This is a genomic window from Streptomyces sp. AgN23 (genome assembly GCF_001598115.1).
GTDB classification, from domain to species: Bacteria; Actinomycetota; Actinomycetes; order Streptomycetales; family Streptomycetaceae; genus Streptomyces; species Streptomyces antimycoticus.
In genome coordinates this window covers 5,506,976-5,526,719 of record NZ_CP007153.1, presented here as the reverse complement: position 1 = coordinate 5,526,719, position 19,744 = coordinate 5,506,976, and the positions used below count along the sequence as shown (strand labels likewise).

At 69.7% G+C, this 19,744-nt stretch carries 18 protein-coding genes and 2 tRNA genes; 4 read left to right on the top strand and 16 right to left on the bottom strand.

The features are described from left to right. Positions 1-48 precede the first annotated feature (48 nt). The 6 genes from AS97_RS23770 to AS97_RS23745 form a co-directional block, all read right to left on the bottom strand. The gene (locus AS97_RS23770) at positions 49-789 is read right to left on the bottom strand and encodes a class E sortase (RefSeq protein ID WP_086710637.1); all 741 of its coding nucleotides are present in this window, start codon (positions 787-789) and stop codon (positions 49-51) included. 40 nt (positions 790-829) lie between these two features. Further along, positions 830-2,314, bottom strand: coding sequence for a class E sortase (locus AS97_RS23765; protein ID WP_210565609.1), 1,485 nt, complete (start codon positions 2,312-2,314; stop codon positions 830-832). Then, complete coding sequence (locus AS97_RS23760) at positions 2,311-2,961, bottom strand: aminodeoxychorismate/anthranilate synthase component II (RefSeq protein WP_059143760.1); 651 nt, start codon at positions 2,959-2,961, stop codon at positions 2,311-2,313. The genes AS97_RS23765 and AS97_RS23760 overlap by 4 nt, the downstream gene beginning before the upstream one ends. Next, positions 2,958-3,149, bottom strand: coding sequence for a hypothetical protein (locus AS97_RS23755; protein WP_125759131.1), 192 nt, complete (start codon positions 3,147-3,149; stop codon positions 2,958-2,960). Before AS97_RS23755 ends, AS97_RS23760 begins: the two co-directional genes overlap by 4 nt. Positions 3,150-3,218: 69 nt before the next feature. Then, entirely contained in the window at positions 3,219-3,896 is a 678-nt protein-coding gene (locus AS97_RS23750) for a class E sortase (RefSeq protein ID WP_059143759.1), read from the bottom strand. 67 nt (positions 3,897-3,963) lie between these two features. Then, positions 3,964-4,734, bottom strand: a complete 771-nt coding sequence (locus tag AS97_RS23745) for a DUF881 domain-containing protein (RefSeq protein WP_059143758.1) — start codon at positions 4,732-4,734, stop codon at positions 3,964-3,966. Between the two features lie 145 nt (positions 4,735-4,879). Between AS97_RS23745 and crgA the strand changes: the two genes are divergently transcribed. Further along, complete coding sequence (gene crgA, locus AS97_RS23740) at positions 4,880-5,137, top strand: cell division protein CrgA (protein ID WP_030827826.1); 258 nt, start codon at positions 4,880-4,882, stop codon at positions 5,135-5,137. Between the two features lie 347 nt (positions 5,138-5,484). Here the strand turns inward: crgA and AS97_RS23735 are convergent, their stop codons facing one another. Beyond that, on the bottom strand, positions 5,485-6,369 hold the full coding sequence (locus AS97_RS23735) for a rhomboid family intramembrane serine protease (RefSeq protein WP_210565608.1): 885 nt from the start codon (positions 6,367-6,369) through the stop codon (positions 5,485-5,487). A 111-nt stretch (positions 6,370-6,480) separates the two neighbouring features. Next, a complete protein-coding gene (locus AS97_RS23730) occupies positions 6,481-7,014 on the bottom strand; it encodes a peptidylprolyl isomerase (protein WP_059143818.1) in 534 nt (177 codons plus the stop codon). Between the two features lie 296 nt (positions 7,015-7,310). Here AS97_RS23730 and AS97_RS23725 point away from each other — a divergent pair, with 296 nt between their 5' ends. Then, positions 7,311-8,027, top strand: a complete 717-nt coding sequence (locus AS97_RS23725; RefSeq protein WP_059143757.1) for a DUF5324 family protein — start codon at positions 7,311-7,313, stop codon at positions 8,025-8,027. A gap of 88 nt (positions 8,028-8,115) precedes the next feature. On the opposite strand, the gene AS97_RS23720 is transcribed toward AS97_RS23725, so the two are convergent. Beyond that, positions 8,116-9,267 (bottom strand): response regulator, encoded by a 1,152-nt coding sequence (locus tag AS97_RS23720; protein ID WP_210565607.1) that lies wholly within the window; start codon positions 9,265-9,267, stop codon positions 8,116-8,118. A 187-nt stretch (positions 9,268-9,454) separates the two neighbouring features. Continuing rightward, a tRNA-Ala gene (locus AS97_RS23715) sits at positions 9,455-9,527 on the bottom strand. Positions 9,528-9,645: 118 nt separating this feature from the next. Here AS97_RS23715 and AS97_RS23710 point away from each other — a divergent pair. Next, the gene (locus tag AS97_RS23710) at positions 9,646-10,194 is read left to right on the top strand and encodes a DNA-binding protein (RefSeq protein WP_059143755.1); all 549 of its coding nucleotides are present in this window, start codon (positions 9,646-9,648) and stop codon (positions 10,192-10,194) included. A 45-nt stretch (positions 10,195-10,239) separates the two neighbouring features. Next, on the top strand, positions 10,240-11,943 hold the full coding sequence (locus tag AS97_RS23705; protein ID WP_210565606.1) for a protein kinase: 1,704 nt from the start codon (positions 10,240-10,242) through the stop codon (positions 11,941-11,943). A 131-nt stretch (positions 11,944-12,074) separates the two neighbouring features. Here AS97_RS23705 and AS97_RS23700 read toward each other — a convergent pair whose 3' ends face one another. From AS97_RS23700 to gyrB, 6 genes are all read right to left on the bottom strand, one after another. Continuing rightward, positions 12,075-13,430, bottom strand: a complete 1,356-nt coding sequence (locus AS97_RS23700; RefSeq protein ID WP_059143753.1) for a hypothetical protein — start codon at positions 13,428-13,430, stop codon at positions 12,075-12,077. Positions 13,431-13,640: 210 nt separating this feature from the next. Continuing rightward, positions 13,641-13,775 carry a DLW-39 family protein gene (locus AS97_RS23695; protein ID WP_003958712.1) on the bottom strand — a complete coding sequence of 45 codons (135 nt, stop codon included), beginning with the start codon at positions 13,773-13,775 and terminating at the stop codon, positions 13,641-13,643. Between the two features lie 192 nt (positions 13,776-13,967). Then, a tRNA-Ile gene (locus tag AS97_RS23690) sits at positions 13,968-14,041 on the bottom strand. A gap of 61 nt (positions 14,042-14,102) precedes the next feature. Beyond that, positions 14,103-14,882 (bottom strand): DUF3566 domain-containing protein, encoded by a 780-nt coding sequence (locus AS97_RS23685; RefSeq protein ID WP_210565605.1) that lies wholly within the window; start codon positions 14,880-14,882, stop codon positions 14,103-14,105. A gap of 3 nt (positions 14,883-14,885) precedes the next feature. After that, a complete protein-coding gene (gene gyrA / locus AS97_RS23680; protein WP_059143752.1) occupies positions 14,886-17,510 on the bottom strand; it encodes a DNA gyrase subunit A in 2,625 nt (874 codons plus the stop codon). 42 nt (positions 17,511-17,552) lie between these two features. Further along, the gene (gyrB, locus tag AS97_RS23675; protein WP_059143751.1) at positions 17,553-19,583 is read right to left on the bottom strand and encodes a DNA topoisomerase (ATP-hydrolyzing) subunit B; all 2,031 of its coding nucleotides are present in this window, start codon (positions 19,581-19,583) and stop codon (positions 17,553-17,555) included. Between the last annotated feature and the right edge of the window lie 161 nt (positions 19,584-19,744).

Here is a 19,744-nt window from a genome sequence, read left to right as displayed (position 1 = left end):
GTCCGCAAGCCGTCCGAGGGGCTCAGCCCGGAAGCCGTCCCGAGGGGCTCAGCGCAGTTCCTTGGGGGGCGTGCGGTCCGCGTCGACCTTCTCGGTGCGCTCCAGTTCGCCCCACACGATGTAGCGGTGGCGGGAGGTGTAGACGGGAGTGCAGGTCGAGAGCGTGATGTAGCGGCCCGGCTGCTTCCGGCCCGACTCCTTCGGGACCGCGTTCAGCACGTCCACGTTGTACTTCGAGGTCTCCGGCAGCGTCGCGTAGACCTTGTAGACGTACCAGGTGTCGCGGGTCTCGAAGACCACCGCGTCGCCGTCGTGGACCTTGTCGATGTTGTGAAACTTCGCGCCGTGCCCGTCCCGGTGCGCGGCCAGGCTGAAGTTGCCCTTCTTGTCCCACGGCATCGCGGACTTGACCGGCTTGGTGTAGTAGCCGGCCACACCGTCGTTGAGGGTCTCGGTGCTGGTGCCCTTCTTGACCAGCACCTCGCCGTTGTGCATGGACGGTACGTGCAGGAAGCCGATGCCGCTCTTGGTGTCCAGCCCGCCCGGCCCCCGCTGCGTCCAGTGCTTGCGCACCCGGTCGCCCTGCTTCTTCGCCTCACGGTCGGCCAGGACGTTGGTCCACCACAGCGAGTAGACGACGAACAGGGCGAGAATCAGCCCCGCAGTGATCAGCAGCTCGCCGAAGACCGCTATGGCCGAGGCTACCCACCCACGGCCGGGACGACGGCTGGGCGTTGCGGGCGGGCCGGGCTGCCGGTCCTGCCGCTCGTCGTGGTCGGTCCGTACCACCGCGTCGTACCCCTTTTTCTGGTTTCCCGGCTGTTCCCGCTCATTCGACCAGCGCGTCCGGCTTTCCCTGGCTACGCGGCCGCTCCTCGACCATCTTGCCCCAGAGGATCATCCGGTAGGTGCTGGTGAATTCGGGGGTGCAGGTGGTCAGCGTGATGTACCGGCCCGGCTCGGTGAAGCCGGAGCCGGGCGGCACCGGGTTGATGACACCGGTGTTGGACGGCGACGTCTGCGGCAGGATGCTGCTCATCGCATAGGTGTAGTACCGGCTCTGGGTCTCGACGACGATCTCGTCACCGGGCTTGAGGCGGTTGATGTAGCGGAACGGCTCGCCGTGGGTGTTGCGATGCCCGGCGAGTGCGAAGTTGCCCTTCTTGTCCCACGGCATGGCGGTCTTCAGCGGACTCTTGCCGTAGTGGCCGACCATGCCGCGGTCGAGAACCTTGTGCTTGTCGATGCCCTCCGCGATCGGGGCCTTCACATCCAGCTTGGGGATGTAGATGATCGCGAACCCCTGCCCGGGGGAGAAGGTGCCGGGGTTCCGGTCGTCGCCGCCGTTCTCGTCCCACTTCTTCTGCAGGTTGTTGGCGGCCCCGTTGGCCTGCTGATGGGCACGGATGTTCGTCCACCACAGCTGATAGGTGACGAAGAGCAGCATCACCACGCCGAGGGTGATGAACAGCTCGCCGACCACCCGGCTCGCCACCACCCCCGGGCTGTCCTTACGGGCCCGCGCGGCGCGCTTGGCCTCCATACGGGTGCGGGGCGGGAGGTCCCCGGCGCCCCCCGCACCCTCCATGGGCCGTGTGGCGCCCGCCTCGGCCGTACCGCGCCGGGCGCGGGAGCCATGCCGTCCGGCGCGCTTTCCGGCCTCCTGGGCGGCCTTACGGCGGGCGGCCCGGCCGCCGGGCGGGGGCTCGGCACCGCTGTCCCGGTCCGGCTCGACCTTGCGCAGCGCCATGGTCTGGTCGGCGGGCGCCACCTCCACGGCGCGCAGGGCGACCGTCTCGTCGTCGCCCCGGGGCCTCACCGGGGGCAGGACGGCCGTCTCCGCGGCCTCCGGGACGCGTCCGGACGTCGCGGAGGGGCGTCGGGGCGTCCCCGGGGCGCGTACGGGCGTCTGAGGGGCGTATGCGGACCCTGAGGGCCCCGAGGACCCCGAGTGGGCCGCTGAGGACCCCGAGGGGGCCGCGCGGGCGCGTCGGCGCCCTGTGGGCGGCACGGCGCCCTCAGTGGCCTCCTCCGGCCCGGCGGGGGCCGGGCCGGCGCGCCGTCGGCGGCCGGTGGGCGGCGGCACGGCGAGCGACGCGGTGCCCGTGGTCCGCCCCGTGAGCCCGGCCGGGGCGGAGTCCGGCAGCGGGTCGGCCAGAGGGTCCCGAAGGCTCTCCGCAGCCGCCGCGAACGCGTCCGGGGCCGCATGCGCGCCTTGGGCGGCGTGCTGCTGATGAGACCCGTACGGCGGGTACGGGGCGGGCTCCCGGGCGCCGTGGCCGGCGCCCTCGCGCTCAGGGCGCGGTCCGGTCACTCGCCGGCCTTACCGCCGACCGCCCCGACCACCGGGGCGAGCCCCGCGGACCGCCCCACGGCATCCGTGTCCCCGCACTCCACCAGCCAGTTGGCGAGCATCAGATGGCCCCATTCGGTGAGGACCGACTCGGGATGGAACTGGACGCCCTCGACCCGCAGTTCACGGTGGCGCAGCCCCATGGCGATGCCGGTCTCGGTCCAGGCCGTGATCTCCAACTCCGGGGGCACCGTGCCCCGTTCCACGGCCAGCGAGTGGTAGCGGGTGGCGGTGAAGGGCGTGGGCAGTCCGCTGAAGACGCCGGCGCCCTCATGGATCACCAGCGAGGTCTTGCCGTGCAGCAGCTCCGGGGCCCGCCCGACGACGCCGCCGTAGGCGACGGCCATGGACTGCATCCCCAGGCAGACGCCGAACACCGGTACGCCGGTGCTCGCGCAGTGCCGCACCATCTCGACGCAGACCCCCGCCTCCTCCGGCGTGCCGGGCCCGGGGGACAGCAGGACGCCGTCGAAGCCGTCCTGGGCGTGGGCCAGGGAGACCTCGTCGTTGCGCACCACCTCGCACTCGGCGCCGAGCTGGTAGAGGTACTGGACGAGGTTGAAGACGAAGCTGTCGTAGTTGTCGACGACCAAGATGCGCGCGCTCATCGCGGACCCGCCATTCCCTCGTCGACCGTCACGTCATTGAACGGCAGCAGGGGCTCCGCCCAGGGGAAGACGTACTGGAAGAGCACGAAGACGATCGCCAGCACCAGCACGAGCGAAATCAGCGCCCGCATCCATGCGTTACCCGGCAGATGCCGCCAGATCCAGCCGTACATGCCATCCCTACTCACCGATGACGAAGTCGATTGCAGCACCGGAGTGCAGGACCAGAGTAAGGGGCGCGGGGTGGGGCCGGAGGGTCAGCTGTACAAAGCCTTGGGCTTGCCTTGGGCAACCGATTGGGTCGCGTCGAGGTGCGCCCAGGTGATCAGGCGGTGGCTGTGGCCCCACTCCGGCTCACAGGTCGTCAGCGTGAGATAGCGCCCGGGGCGCCGGAAACCGGACGCGCGCGGCACCGGTTCGATCACCCCGGTGTCGGTCGGCAGGGTGCGGTAGGGCCGCCGGTCGACGCGGTAGGTGAACCAGGTGGTGCCGTCGGTCAGCACCACCGCGTCGCCGGGACGCAGCGCGGGGAAGTCCTTGAAAGGGTCGCCGTAGGTGCGGCGATGCCCCGCGACGGCGAAGTTGCCGAGGGCCCCGAGGCGGGCGGTGCGGGAGTAGTGACCGAGCCCCTTCTTCAGGGTGCCGGTGGCGGTCCCCTCGAGGACGGGCTTGGCCCAGCCGGCGCCGAAGCGCGGGATGTACATGATCGCGAAGGAGTCGCCGGGCTCGTAGCGGCGGGGCTCGGACGAGGGCTCGGCGCCGGCGGTGACCGTACCGGTGGCCCATCGGTCCTGGAGGTGGTCGATCTCGCCGTCCATGGCGCGGTCGGCCCGCACCGAGGTCCAGTACAGGACGTAGACCACCAAAAGGATGATCAGGGCTCCGACGGTGACGCAGATCTCACTGAGCGTCCTGACGATCAGCCGGGTTCTCATCGGCCCCCACTGTCCGCCCCGCTGACCCCGTGCGCCGGCCCGTGCCGCGTACAGATGTCCGCAGGTGCTATCCGATGGGCTGTGCCTGGTGCAGATCCACTGTGCCGGAGTAGCCGGGAAGAGTCACCGTGTCGTGCTGGTCGACTTTCCAGCCGAGGCCGTACGCGTCGACGTAGCTGCGGTAGTTCTGGATCGCGGGCGAGGCGGTGAGGGCGGCGCTCAGCTTGCCCCGGTCACCCACAGCGGTGACCTTGTAGGGCGGGGAGTAGACCTGGCCCTGCAGGATCAGGGTGTTGCCGACGCAGCGCACCGCGCTGGTGGAGATCAGCCGCTGATCCATGACCTTGATCCCCTTGGCGCCGCCCTGCCACAGCGCGTTGACCACGGCCTGCAGGTCCTGCTGGTGGATGACGAGATCGTTGGGCTGGGGATCCGGGACGCCGGGGATCTGCGGGGTGGCGTTCGGCGGGGCGTCGGTGAGGGTGACCGTAAGGCCCGCTCCGGAGAGCTTCCTGGTCCCGGCGGTCTTCTCCAGCTCGGCCAGCTTGCGGCGCTCGGCCCGGGTGCTGCCGTTGTCCCGCCGGGCGAGTGCGTCGACCTCGGAGCGTATTTTGCCGGTGCTGTCGTCCAGGGTGCCGTTCTTACGGCTGCGTTCCTGGATGAGATCGGAGAGCCGCAGCATCGATTCATCGCTGCGGATATTGGTGCCCTGGGCTGTGTTGAAACTGGTCCAGAAGATCACTCCGGCCAGCGCGAAGACCGCGCCGGTCAGCAGTCTCACGGGCCGGAAACGGGGGCGGCGGGACGCCGGGGTGGGGGAGTCAGCGGAATTGCTCAACGTACCCTTACTCCTTACGACGCCGCGGAAGGACTACGCTAACGGACGTGTGGGGGAGGGACGTGGTCCCCGTCGCTGTCCCGCCCCGGCGCCGTCCGTACACATCCCCGCGCGGTCACGCAGCGCATCGACAGGAGAGTTCCTCGTGCCGAAGTCACGGATCCGCAAGAAGGACGACTTCACGCCGCCGCCGGCGAAGCAGGCAGCCAGCATCAACTTGAACAGCGGCCGCCGGTGGGTGGCACCGCTGATGCTGGCCATGTTCCTGATCGGCCTCGCGTGGATCGTCATCTTCTACGTGACCACGGGTGATATGCCGGTCGAGTCGCTGGGCAACTGGAACATCGTGGTCGGCTTCGGCTTCATCGCCGCGGGCTTCGTCGTCTCCACCCAGTGGAAGTGACCCGGCTGTCCCCACGCCGGTCCCCAGGTTGTCCACAGAGTTATCCACAGCCGGGGAAAACTCAGAAGATCTGTGGATAACCTCTGCCGTGTTGACGCCGGCGTGACCGGCGACGGGCTCCTGTTCGATCGTTCACACCCCCGTCTTCCTGCGAAAATGCAGGTCAGCCGGGGGTCGTACGCAGGTTCTCCACAGGTTGCGTATGATCCACCACTTGCTGTGGACAACTGATCGAGCCCGGCTCGGCCCCATGCGCCGGAGATCGCCGGGAACCGTCCACGGCCCTGCGGACGGCCCTGCGGGAGGACGTCCGCGGCGGCCCGCCGAGCGCCGGCCGACCGGCCCGCTCAGCCGGTGAGCTGGATCGTCCGGATCCACACCATGGCGACGATCGCGAGCAGCACCAGGGCGCAGGTCCCGCGCTGCACCAGCGCCCGCTTCTCACGGGGCGCGTGCACCATCCCGTACGCCACTACCGTGCCCGCGACCAGGCCGCCGACATGGGCCTGCCAGGCGATTCCGGACCAGGTGAAGGTGAAGAGCAGATTCAGCGCCAGCAGCGCGATGACCGGCCGCATGTCGTAGTTCAGCCGGCGCATCAGCACGGCGGTGGCGCCGAGCAGGCCGAAGATCGCGCCGGAGGCGCCCAGCGACGGCTGGTTCTGCGCGGCGAGGAGATACGACAGCGCGCTGCCGCCCAGCCCCGACAGCATGTAGAGCACGATGAAGCGGACGCGGCCGAGCGCGGCCTCCAGCGGTCCGCCGATCCACCACAGCGAGAGCATGTTGAAGGCGATGTGGATCAGCTGCTGGTGAAGGAAGATCGAGGTGACCAGCCGCCACCACTGGCCCTCGGCGACTCCGACGATCTGCGCCGCGCCGGGGTCATAGGCCCGTCCGACCAGGTCGAGATCGTTCACCAGCCGGTCGCCCGCGGACAGCACCGCGAGCCATACCGCGATGTTGACGGCGACCAGGATCTTGGTGATCAGCCGGGGATCCGAGGTGATCATGCCGCCGGCCATGGTGCGCGGCTGTGCGGCACGCGGCGGGGGACCGACAGCCGAGGCCCCGGCCCCGGCGGGCATCCGTCCGCTCACGCACTCAGGGCAGTGGAACCCCACAGAGGCGCTGATCATGCACTCGGGGCAGATCGGGCGCTCACAGCGGGTGCAGCTGATGCCGGTCTCCCGCTGGGGGTGCCGATAGCAGCAGACCGCCTGGTCCTCCATGATGTCCCCTCGCCCCTTGTCCACTTCTGATCGGGCGTTCCCCCGCCCCGCTTGTTCACACGGACACTTGTTCACACGGACAAGCGGGGCATGAAAGTTCCCCGTACGGGCTCAGCCCTCGCGGGTCTCCACGACGACCGACTCGATGACGACGTCCTGCAGCGGACGGTCGGTGCGCGGGTTGGTCGCGGTGCCCGCGATCGCGTCGACGACCTTCTTGCTGGCCTCGTCGGCGACCTCGCCGAAGATGGTGTGCTTACCGGTCAGCCATGCGGTCGGGGAGACCGTGACGAAGAACTGCGAGCCGTTGGTGCCCGGGCCGGCGTTGGCCATCGCGAGCAGGTAGGGCTTGTTGAAGGCCAGGTCCGGGTGGAACTCGTCACCGAACTCGTAGCCCGGGCCACCGGTCCCGTTGCCCAGCGGGTCCCCGCCCTGGATCATGAAGCCGCTGATCACCCGGTGGAAAACGGTGCCGTCGTAGAGCTTCTCCTTGGCCTTCTTGCCAGTGGCCGGGTGGGTCCACTCGCGAGTGCCTTCGGCCAGTTCGACAAAGTTCTTGACCGTCTTGGGGGCGTGGTTCGGCAGCAGCCGGACCACGATGTCGCCATTGTTCGTCTTCAGGGTGGCGTAAAGCTGCTCGGCCACGATCAACCTTCCATCGTTTTCACTTCCGTCTCCTGATCCTCGCACGGACGCAAGGTCGACGAGTAGCCGCGGAGGCGTCACCGGGCGCGCCGATCCGCGTGGTTTCCATGAGAATCCTCCCTATGACCCAGATGCCCGGTCAGGCATGCTGCCTGTGCTGCGAACGGGCATGATCTCCACAAACAGGCATGATCTTTCTTGGGATGGAAACACGAAACTGGGCAAATAGAGCGCGCGACGAAAACGCACGACTCTGAACCCGGGAGCTTGACCACGCCACCGAGGAGGAGGATCCCGTGACCCGCATTGACAGCGTGCGAGCCGCGACCGGCACAGCCAAGGGCAGCGTCCTGCACGCCGCGGAGGCGGTGGCACCCTACGCCGGCACGGCCAAGGACACCGCATCGCGCTACGCGCACGAGGCCCGCGTACGGCTGGCGCCGAAGGTGTCGACCGCGGCGCACCAGGCCCGGTGCACGGCCGGCGCCCAGTACCACGCCCATATCGAGCCCATGCTCAACCAGGCCCGTGGCACTCTGCCGCCGAAGGTGGACCAGGCCGCCACCCGGGCCGCCAAGCGCACCCGTAAGGCAGCCCGCCACGCCGCCGACTACACCGGTCCGCGGATGGAACAGGCGATGGCCGGGGCGCGCGCCGCCGCCGGACCGGTGCGCGAGGAGGCCGCCGTCCGTACGGCCGCCGCCATCGCGGCGCTGCGCACCCATGTGACGGCCGCGGAGATCGAGAAGCTGGCCAGGAAGCACCGCCGCCGGGCCCGGACCGCCCGTGTCGCCAAGCGTGCGGCCTTCATCGGACTGGTCGGCGCGGGCGTCTTCGCCGCGTGGAAGTGGTGGGACAAGCAGGCCAACCCCGACTGGCTGGTCGAGCCCCCGGCGGCGACCGAGGTGGGCGACCGCGAGCGGCTTTCCGCGGTGGACGGCAGCGACCAGAGCGCCCTCGACCCCGAGGTGCAGGCCAAGCAGGCCGAGGCCCGCAGGGACGACGAGCGCTGAACAACGCCGCATACGGCGTCCGGCGCGGCCCTCCGCGAGGGCGGGAGATCTGATGATCTCCCGCCCTCGCCCCGTCTCCGGCCCCGGCTCAGTCCGCCGGGCCCTCCCCCTGGGAACGGCGCTGCCGGCGCTCGAGGAAGATCTCGGTGAAGACCGAGACCTTGGCCCGCAGCGCCCAGGGGTCGAACGGCTTGGCCATGTAATCCACCGCACCGGCCGCATAGCCCCGCGAGGCGTTCTCGGGATCGGCGCCCATCGCGGTGAGGAAGATGATCGGGATGTCGCGGTTACGGGAACGCCGCTTGATGTGGGCCGCCGTCTCATAGCCGTCCATCTCGGGCATCTGCACATCCAGCAGGATCACCGCGAAGTCGTCATGGTCGAGCAGCGCCTTGAGGGCCTCCTGCCCGGACGTCGCGGTCACCAGCTCCTGATCGAGCGTGGCCAGCACGGCCTCCATGGCCAGCAGATTGTTCTGCTGGTCGTCCACCACGAGGATCTTGGGCCGCGGCCCGGTGCCCCGCTTGGGCACCGCGGGTCCCTCCGGGGCCGCGGGCTCGTCCTCCGGCTGCGGCACCGCGGCCGGGGGCTGGGACTCCACCATGGCCAGCTGCCGCTCCAGGACCAGGCAGCGCTCCTCCGCCAGCCGGCCCCGCAGCCGCACGTCTTCCAGCTCCTCGGTGAGCCGCCCCACCTCCTGCCGGAGCAGATCCCGCTCCTTGATCAGCTCCTTCCGGTCCGGAAGCTCCCGCTCCAGCGCGTCCGCCCGGGCGCGCTCCGTGGCCCAGGCCGCCTCGGCCTGGTTCAGCCGCACCTCGAGATCGGCGATGCGGTGCTTGCGGTCCAGCAGCGCCTCGCCCAGCACATCCTGGTGCGCCATGGACACCCGCGCGTCCCGGTCGGCGTCGGCCAGTTGGAGCTGCAGGATCTCCATGGCATGCCCGGGGGAGCGGCTGGTGCGGACGGCGGCCCGGTGCAGCTCCCGCACCAGCTTGATGGCGGCGGGGGTGGGAGCGACGCCTCGCCGCGCCGCGAGATCGGTGAACAGGTCGAAGACGAACTCCCACGGCGGGATGCGGGTGCCGCTCAGAAACCGCGAGATGGTGCTCGGGTCACGGTGCCTGCGCACGGCATATCTGCGCACCGAGATCCCCAGCCCCAGGAACAGCTTCCTCAGCTCCATGGCGAAGGCCCGACACTCCTCGGGCAGGTTCTCGCCCAGCGGATGCAGCTCACCCATCGTGTCCCCCTGTACGGCGGCTCGCGCCGATCAGACGACTCCCGGGCGATCTGCCCGAGTTGTGAGAAACACCCTGGAGCATCCCGCGGGTGTTGCGCCGGGCAATGACAGGAGTGGCAACACCGATATCAGGGGCGAAACAAACCAGCCAGGGCACCGATCACGATGTCCTGGCTGGTGACGAAGGTGGAGCCTAGGAGAGTCGAACTCCTGACATCCGCCATGCAAAGACGGCGCTCTACCAACTGAGCTAAGGCCCCGTCGCCGATCAGGATACCTGCTACCGACCACCATTTCCGACCGGGTATCGCTCGTGCGTAGCGCTCTCCGTAGGATGCCACGCAAGATTCGCGGCAGCGAAGCGAAGGGGAGAGCGAGATGGACGCAACACAGCAGGATGCCACCGCGCGCGCACGGGAGCTTCAGCGCAGCTGGTACGGGGAACCGCTGGGGGCGCTCTTTCGCCGTCTCATCGATGATCTCGGTCTGAACCAAGCCCGTCTCGCCGCCGTCCTCGGGCTGTCCGCGCCCATGCTCTCGCAGCTCATGAGCGGCCAGCGCGCCAAGATCGGCAACCCCGCCGTCGTCCAGCGGGTGCAGGCGCTGCAGGAACTGTCCAGCCAGGCGGCGGACGGCAGGGTCAGCGCCGCCGAGGCCGCCGAGCGCATGGAGGAGATCAAGAAGTCCGCGGGCGGCTCGGTCCTCAATTCCACCCAGTCCACGGCGACGAGCACGGGCGCCCCGACCGTTCGGCGAGTGGTGCGCGAGATCCAGTCGCTGCTGCGGTCCGTGGCGGCCGCGGGGGACATCATCGAAGCCGCCGACTCCCTCGCCCCGACCCACCCCGAGCTGGCAGAGTTTCTCCGTGTGTACGGCGCCGGGCGGACCGCCGATGCGGTCGCCCACTACGAGGCGCACCAGAGCTGACGGGCTGAACTGCTGACGAGTCGATGACGGGGCGGGCACGGCGCGATGGGTGAGATCTTCGCGGGCCGGTACGAGCTGGTGGACCCGATCGGGCGTGGGGGCGTGGGCGCCGTATGGCGCGTCTGGGACCACCGCCGCAGACGGTACGTGGCAGCGAAGGTTCTCCAGCAACGTGATGCCCATACGCTGCTGCGCTTCGTCCGGGAACAGGCCCTGCGGATCGATCACCCCCATGTGCTGGCGCCGGCCAGCTGGGCGGCCGACGACGACAAGGTGCTGTTCACCATGGATCTGGTGGGCGGCGGCTCGTTCGCCCATCTCATCGGGGACTACGGCCCGCTGCCGCCCCGTTATGTGTGCACCCTGCTCGACCAGCTGCTCTCCGGACTGGCCGCGGTACATGCCGAGGGAGTGGTGCACCGGGACATCAAGCCCGCGAACATCCTGCTGGAATCCACCGGGACCGGGCGGCCGCACGTCCGGCTGTCCGACTTCGGCATCGCGCTGACCAAGGGCGAGCCGCGCCTCACCGAGGCCAACTACGTGATGGGCACGCCCGGTTACTTCGCACCCGAGCAGATGATGGGCGATGACCCGGACTTCCCGGCGGATCTCTTCGCCGTGGGGCTGGTGACGCTCTATCTGCTCAACGGGCACAAGCCCGACGCGGAGGCGCTCGTCAAGCTCTTCGAGCAGGGAGTGCCGAACGCGCCCACGGGCGTGCCAGAGCCGCTGTGGCAGGTGATCGCGAGTCTGCTGCAGCCGGACCCCGAGGACCGCTTCCGCACCGCCACAGGAGCGCGGAAGGCGCTGGCGACGGCGGTCGACCTGCTGCCCGAGGCCGACCTGGACGACGACGCCATCGAGGTCTTCGACCATCTCGGGCCGCTGCCCGCCGGGTTCGACTCCAACGGGCCGACCCGGCCGCGCCGCCGCCACGCGAAGACGGACCCACCCCGAGAGAACGGCGCGAACGGCGCGGCGCCCTCTCCGTCTCAGACCGCCGCCGACGCAGGCTCCGCCGCCGAGGCGGCCTCCCCTCCCCAGTCGGCCGCCCCACAGCCGTCCATGTCCGACACCGGCAGCTTCACCCTCCCGCCGCCGCTCCCCCGGAACGAACAGCCAGCGACACCGCACACCGATCCCCCGCCCGGCCAGGCCCCGCACACCGGGTCTCCAGGGGCTCCGTCCTCCGGCGTCCCGCACGCCGGACCGCCGCACGCCCAGACGCCCCTGAGCCAGACCCCACCGCCCCAGCCCGCGGGCCCACCGACACCGACGCCTCCGCCGCCGACCGCCCGGCCCGCGACTCCGCCCCCGCCGGTCCAGCGGCCGTCGATGCCGCAGTCGTTGCCCCACCCACTGACCCCGCCGACCCCCTCGACGGCGGCCCCGCTGCCACCGGCACAGCCACCCGTGCACCATCCGCACCACGCACAGCAGCCCCCACACCCCGTACAGCCGGTGCACCACGCGCACCCGCATACGCCCACCCCCGCTTCCGCTCCGACCGCGGCACCCTCGCCGACACCGACGCCAACGCCGACACCCACGCCGACTCCGACCCCGACACCAACGCCGCCCCCGCGTGATTTCCCTTCTACTCGTCCATACACCGCCGGGCAGCCGCAGGTTCCCGCGGCGAGGCGGCGGCGACCCGGGCCGTCCCGGAAAGCGGCGCTCTCGATCCTGATCGTCGCGGCGGTGTGCTTCGCGGTCGGCGCATGGGCGCTGGTGGCCGCGGGCTGACGTCGCGTTCACGCCGACGACGCCGACGACGACGCCCCCGCCGACCTCACCACCCCTGACCGCGCCCCCGCGCTCCTCACCGTCCCTGACCGCGCCCCCTGACGCACCCCCAGCGGAAGCAGCGCCCCCAACTACCAGCCAGGCGGCGGCCCGTACCGCTGCGCGGAGGCCCGGCGCCGGGCGGCGAGCGTCCACACGCCGAGTCCGAGCACCAGCGCCGTCCCCGTGCCGATCCCCGCGTACCCCACCACCCGCAGCGCGGTCTTCTTCGAGTCGGCGGTGCCGGATCCAGGACTCGCCATCCGGTCATCGTCCGCGGCGTCCGGATGGCGCTTGGCCGCCTTCCGGTCGGCCGCCGTGAGGCCGAACCCCGCCTCGACCGGGTCCTTGTCGTAGCTGGGCCCGCCGCGCGCGGCGCCCGCGACCCGTACCCGCAGGACGACCGGTACCGGGCTGTTCAGATGCGGCGCCACGTGCGGCGGGTTGAGGGTGACCGCCAGGAAGTACCCACCGCTGAAGCTCATCGCACGGACCGTTGAGCCGGTGTTGGCATACCGGTTTCCGTAGGCCACCGGCGCGGTGGCCACCTGGGTGCGGGGCGCATCGCCGTCCTGCGCGGCGGGGATGCCCCGCTTGGCGAGCCCGCGCGCCGGGTTGTACGCGTGCATCGCCAGGGCCCGGTCGAGCAGACGGGTGCTCTGGTCCTTGCCGTCGACGGACAGCTCGGCGGCGGCGGTGAGGCGCTGCCCCCAGTCGACGGGCACCCGGTAGAAATGCGTCTCCCCCGGCGTGATCTCGTCCTTCCACACCCCGCTCCCCAGGGTCGGCGCGTCGGTGAAGCCGCGTCCGCCGCGCCGCGGCCAGGGGGTGCCGTCCGGCGGTTTGGGCGACGGCGTGCTCCAACTCCCCTCCGGAGCCGCTCCTGTGGCCCCGCCCTTCACCGGTGGCTCCACCATCACACGGAGCTCCACGGGCCAGCGCTCCGGGTCCGGTGACCCGTTCTGGCGCTCCACCGTCACCACATAGCGCCCCGCTTCATGGCAGGAGGCCGGCCCGGACTCGATCTGGCGGGAGGCGTAGTCGGCGAGGGGATAGGCGACGCCATTGGTTTCGATCTTCGGGGCGGCGGTGCCGCAGATGCCCCCGTCGGGGCTCTCCAGCGTCACCTTCACGCCATCGCGGTACGAGGTCACGTCCGCACCCGGCGGGGGCGCGGCGACCGCCGAGACATAGGCGGCCGACTTCGTGTCGAGCGTCACGCCGTAGTACCGCTTCTCGCCCGGCCCGAGGCTGTCGACATAGGTGCGGCCGGCCGCCAGGGACGGGGCGCCCGAGTCGGCGTCGGCGCCGGATATCCGGGTGCCGCGGGTCTCGTACGCCCGGGCCCCGTCGGCGCCGTCGGCCAGGGACGTCCCCGGCGCCGCGGCCACCGTGCACAGTGCCGCCACCGCGGCGAGACCGGCCCTGACCTTGCGGCGGTCCTTCATCGCGCGTCACTCCTCGTCGTACCGGCCGGTCGGCCCGTTCAACTTTGCCTGTGCAAGCTATTCGTTTGCGAGAGTGAAACACGAAGGCCCCCGTCATCCCGTCCCCCGGCGCCCCTGCCCCTTCCCCGCACGGCGCCAGTAAAGCCGACGGGGCCCCGACCGCTCCAGCGGTCGGGGCCCCGCACTGGGACTGTCTTAGGAGCTAGGAGCTCACACACCCGAACCTGCGGGCACGGAGTCGGTCGCCTCCGTCCACAGATCCTGCTCGGCGCGATCCGCCTGGATCTGGCGGTACACGAGGAGCCCGCCGATGGCGGCCAGTGCGACCAGGAGCAGCTTCTTCACTGCGCTACCTCGTCTCTTTCTTGACGTAGGGGACCTCTGGCGCCCGATGATACACACCGACCGATACCGATCGGTGACCTATGACCGGCATTGGCCGATGAGAAACCGGGCAGGAACCGGGGATCAACTCCCGGCCCCCCATACGACATCAGCCTGGATGAAGAAGATCTTCATCCAGGCTGATCGCGACGGTGGGGCTAACAGGACTTGAACCTGTGGCCTCTTCCTTATCAGGGAAGCGCTCTAACCGTCTGAGCTATAGCCCCGCGCTGCACCGAAAGATTAGCGCACGACCTGCCCCGTCCCAAAATCGGTAACGGCGGGCCGCTACTCGTCCTCGGCCAAGGTCAGCTCGACGCCACCCACGAAGCCCGCCGACAGGTTGTAGATGAAGGCCCCGAGCGTGGCCAACGCGGTGGCCAACACCACGTTGATCACGGCGATGAGCCCGGTGAACCCGAGGACACGCGGAAGCGACAGGAAGGACTCCAGGTCGAACCCGCTGCCCTCCTGCGACTCCGTCGCATCGCTGATGGTGCCGCCGACCGCGCTGAAGACGCCCATGGCGTCCATGACCATCCACAGCACCGCCACCGCGATCACGGTGCAGATCCCCAGCGCGATCGCGAGCAGGAAGCTGACCTTCATGACCGACCACGGATCGACCCTGGCGACCCTCAGCCGCGCCTTACGCGTCCGCGGCGCCGGACGGGCCCCCGCGGGCGTACGGGGGCGGCGGACGGCCGTGGCGGCCTGCTGGTGCCCCGAATGGGCGGCCTGGCCCGGCTGCCCGGGCACCGCGGAGCCGCCCTCTCCGGCCCCGCCGCCGGGCGGCGGGGCGTATGCCTGCGGCGGGTGGTACGGCTGCGCGGGCTGGGCGGGGGCGGAACGCTCGTTGGGGAGCGGGCTGGAGTACTGGGGCTTCGGATGCGGATCCCGCTGCGGCCGCAGCTTCCGGGTCTCCGTCACCGACGCGGGGGCGGAGTCCCCGGCCGGGCCACGGGCGCCTTCCCCAGCGGTGGTGCCGCCCGCCGAAGTCTGGGCTCCCGATCCCGGACGCCCTCCGGCGTCCGCACCGCCGCCCGCGGCACCCGTGGCTCCACTCACGACTTACTCCTCGGTCTCGTCGGCCGGGGGCGGTGTGCCCTCGACCGCCTCGGACGCGGCCTCCTCGGCTGGCGCGCTCCCGGTCGCGGAATCTTCCTCGACCTCTTCAGCCTCACGACCGGCCTCGGCGTTCCGGGCGATGCCGACGACGGCATCGCGCTTGCCCAGGTTGATCAGTTGGACGCCCATGGTGTCACGGCCCGTCTCCCTGACCTCATTGACCCGGGTACGGATCACGCCACCGCTGAGCGTGATGGCGAGGATCTCATCGGTCTCCTCTACCACCAGCGCCCCGACCAGGGAACCGCGGTCCTCGACGATCTTCGCTGCCTTGATCCCGAGGCCGCCGCGCCCCTGGACGCGGTACTCGTCGACGTTGGTCCGCTTCGCGTACCCGCCGTCGGTGGCGGTGAACACGAACGTACCGGGCCGGACGACATTCATCGAGAGGAGTTCGTCGTCCTCGCGGAAGCTCATGCCCTTCACACCGGAGGTCGCGCGCCCCATCGGCCGCAGCGACTCGTCCGTCGCCGTGAACCGGATCGACTGGGCCTTCCTGCTGATCAGCAGCAGATCGTCCGCGGAGGACACCAACTCGGCACCGATCAGCTCGTCCTCGCGGCCGTCCGCCATCTCCCGGAGGTTGATCGCGATCACGCCGCCCGAGCGGGGCGAGTCGTAGTCCTTCAGCGGGGTCTTCTTCACCAGGCCGGACTTGGTGGCGAGCACCAGATACGGCACCGCCTCGTAGTCCCGGATCGCCAGGATCCGCGCGATCTTCTCATCGGGCTGGAACGCCAGCAGATTCGCGACATGCTGGCCGCGCGCCTCCCGGCCGGCGTCCGGCAGCTCATATGCCTTCGCCCGGTAGACCCGGCCCTTGTTGGTGAAGAACAGCAGCCAGTGGTGGGTGGTCGAGACGAAGAAGTGGGAGACGATGTCGTCCTGCTTCAGCTTCGTCCCGCGCACGCCCTTGCCGCCGCGCTTCTGGGAGCGGTAGTCCTCGGTCTTGGTGCGCTTCACATAGCCGCCACGCGTGATCGTGACGACGATGTCCTCCTCGGCGATCAGGTCCTCGATGGACATGTCACCGTCGAAGGGCACCAGCTTGGTGCGCCGGTCGTCGCCGAACTTCTCGACGATCGCGGTCAGCTCCTCGCTGATGATCTGCCGCTGCCGCTCGGGCGAGGCCAGGATCGCGTTGTACTCGTCGATCTTGGCCTGCAGCTCGTCGTGCTCCTGGACGATCTTCTGACGCTCCAGGGCGGCCAGCCGCCGCAGCTGCATCTCCAGGATCGCGTTCGCCTGGATCTCGTCGATCTCCAGCAGGCCCATCAGGCCGCCGCGCGCGGTGTCCACCGTGTCGCTTCGCCGGATCAGCGCGATGACCTCGTCGATCGCGTCCAGGGCCTTGAGCAGACCACGCAGGATGTGCGCCCGCTCCTCGGCCTTGCGCAGCCGGAAGCGGGTCCGGCGGACGATGACCTCGATCTGGTGGGTCACCCAGTTGCGGATGAACGCGTCCAGCGACAGGGTGCGCGGCACACCGTCGACCAGCGCCAGCATGTTGGCGCCGAAGTTGGTCTGCAGATCGGTGTGCTTGTAGAGGTTGTTGAGGACGACCTTGGCGACCGCGTCCCGCTTGAGCACGATGACCAGGCGCTGACCGGTGCGCGAGGAGGTCTCGTCGCGGACGTCGGCGATGCCTCCGACCTTGCCGTCCTTCACCAGGTCGGCGATCTTCTGCGCGAGGTTGTCCGGGTTCACCTGGTACGGCAGCTCGGTGACCACCAGGCACTGCCGACCCTGGATCTCCTCGACCTCCACCACCGCGCGCATCGTGATCGAGCCGCGCCCGGTGCGGTACGCCTCCTCGATGCCCTTACGGCCGACGACCAGCGCGCCGGTCGGGAAGTCCGGGCCCTTGATCCGGTCGATCAGGGCCTCGAGCAGCTCCTCCTGGGTGGCCTGCGGGTTGGCCAGGAACCACTGGGCGCCCTCGGCGACCTCGCGCAGATTGTGCGGCGGGATATTGGTGGCCATGCCGACCGCGATCCCTGCCGAGCCGTTGACCAGCAGGTTCGGGATGCGCGCCGGGAGGACCGTCGGCTCCTGGTTACGGCCGTCGTAGTTGTCCTGGAAATCGACGGTCTCCTCGTCGATGTCCCGGAGCATCTCCATGGCCAGCGGGTCCATCTTGCACTCGGTGTACCGCATGGCCGCCGCGGGGTCGTTGCCCGGGGAGCCGAAGTTGCCGTTGGAGTCGACCAGCGGCATCCGCATGGACCACGGCTGAGCGAGCCGCACCAGGGCGTCGTAGATCGACGAGTCGCCGTGCGGATGGTAGGTGCCCATGACGTCGCCGACGACGCGGGCGCACTTGTAGAAGCCCTTCTCGGGGCGGTACCCACCGTCGTACATCGCGTACAGCACCCGGCGGTGCACCGGCTTGAGCCCGTCCCGGACGTCCGGGAGCGCACGGCTGACGATCACGCTCATCGCGTAATCGAGGTACGAGCGCTGCATCTCCGTCTCGAGGCCGACCGGCTCGACGCGGAGTGCGGCGCCTTCGGCGACCTCGTCGGGGGTCAGTTCATCGGGCGTGTTCGGGGTGTTCTCGTCGGCCATTGCTGGTCAAAGTCCTTCTGTCGTCTGCGGCTGGGGGCCGACTCAGATGTCGAGGAAGCGGACATCCTTGGCGTTGCGCTGGATGAACGAGCGCCGTGCCTCGACGTCCTCACCCATCAGGACCGAGAACAGGTCGTCGGCCTGCGCCGCGTCGTCCAGGGTGACCTGGCCCAGGACGCGGTGGTCGGGGTCCATCGTGGTGACCCGCAGCTCTTCGGCGTTCATCTCGCCCAGACCCTTGAAGCGCTGGACCGAGTCGTCCCTGATGCGCTTGCCCTGTTCACGGCCGACCTGGATCAGCGCGTCCCGCTCCCGGTCCGAGTACGCGTACTCGAAGTCGTCCCGGCCCCACTTGATCTTGTAGAGCGGCGGACGGGAGAGGAAGACATGCCCCGCCTCGACCAGCGGGCGCATGAAGCGGAAGAGGAAGGTCAGCAGCAGGGTGTTGATGTGCTGGCCGTCGACATCGGCGTCCGCCATCAGAATGATCTTGTGATAGCGGAGCTTGGCGATGTCGAAGTCCTCGTGCACCCCGGTGCCGAAGGCGGAGATCAGCGCCTGGACCTCGTTGTTCTGCAGGATCTTGTCGACCCGGGCCTTCTCCACGTTGAGGATCTTGCCGCGGATCGGGAGGATCGCCTGATACTGCGGGTTACGGCCGGACTTGGCCGAGCCGCCGGCGGAGTCACCCTCGACGATGAAGATCTCGCACTTCGACGGGTCATTGGACTGGCAGTCGCTCAGCTTGCCCGGCAGCGACGCGGTCTCCAGCAGCCCCTTACGGCGGGTCAGATCCCGCGCCTTACGGGCCGCGACCCGGGCCGTCGCCGCCTGGATCCCCTTGCGGACGATGTCCGCCGCCTCATTAGGGTTACGGTCCAGCCAGTCGGCGAGATGCTCGTTGACGATCTTCTGGACGAAGGTCTTGGCCTCCGTGTTGCCCAGCTTGGTCTTGGTCTGGCCCTCGAACTGCGGCTCGCCCAGCTTGACCGAGATGATGGCGGTCAGGCCCTCGCGGATGTCCTCACCGGTGAGGTTGTCGTCACGCTCCCGGAGCAGCTTCTTGTCGCGCGCGTACTTGTTGATCAGGTACGTCAGCGCGGCGCGGAAGCCCTCCTCGTGGGTGCCGCCCTCATGGGTGTGGATGGTGTTCGCGAAGCTGTAGACACCCTCGGTGTACTGGGTGTTCCACTGCATCGCGATCTCGAGGGAGAGCATCCGCTCCTTGTCCTCGGCCTCGAACCCGATCACCGTGGGGTGGACCAGCTCGCCCTTGCGGGAGTTGAGGTAGGTCACGAAGTCGACGATGCCGCCCTCGTAGTGGTACTTCACGGAGAGCGGCTTGCCCTCCTCGTCCACATGGGCCTCGCGCTCGTCCTTGAGCGAGATCGACAGGCCCTTGTTGAGGAACGCCATCTCCTGGAAGCGCCGGGCCAGCGTCTCGAAGGAGTACTCGGTGGTCTCGAAGACGTCCGGGTCCGCCCAGAAGGTGACCGTGGTGCCGGTCTCCTCCGTGGCCTCGTTCCGGGCCAGGGGCGCGGTCGGCGCTCCCGTCTTGTAGTCCTGGGTCCAGCGGTAGCCGTCCGTCTTGACCTCGACCGACACCTTCGAGGACAGGGCGTTGACGACGGAGACGCCGACGCCGTGCAGACCGCCGGAGACGGCGTAGCCGCCGCCGCCGAACTTGCCGCCCGCGTGCAGCACGGTCAGCACGACCTCCACAGCCGGCTTCCCCTCCGAGGGGACGATGCCCACCGGGATCCCGCGGCCGTTGTCCACGACGCGGACGCCGCCGTCGGCGAGGATCGTGACCTCGATGCTGTCCGCGTGACCGGCCATGGCCTCGTCGACGGAGTTGTCGACGACCTCTTGGACGAGATGGTGCAGGCCGCGCTCACCGGTGGAACCGATGTACATACCGGGTCGCTTGCGGACCGCCTCCAGCCCTTCCAGGACGGTAATCGCACTGGCGTCGTACGACGGCGGAGCCAGGGCCTCGTCGTCGGGCGTGGACGGGATGTTTTCGATGGGGTTGCCGGAATCGGCCACGAAGCGCCCTTTCTGGCACAGCACAAGCCGTCTCCGGGTAGGCAGGAGCGGCTGCGTCGTTCAACATGTGTCCGCAAGCGCTCGGTGCGCCGGCGGCGACGGTGTACGGCCCCAGTCTACCGGTAGCGCCGACAAGAATGGGGGCTTGCTGCCGCCTGAGTCCGCATGTGCCGCCCTGAACCGGC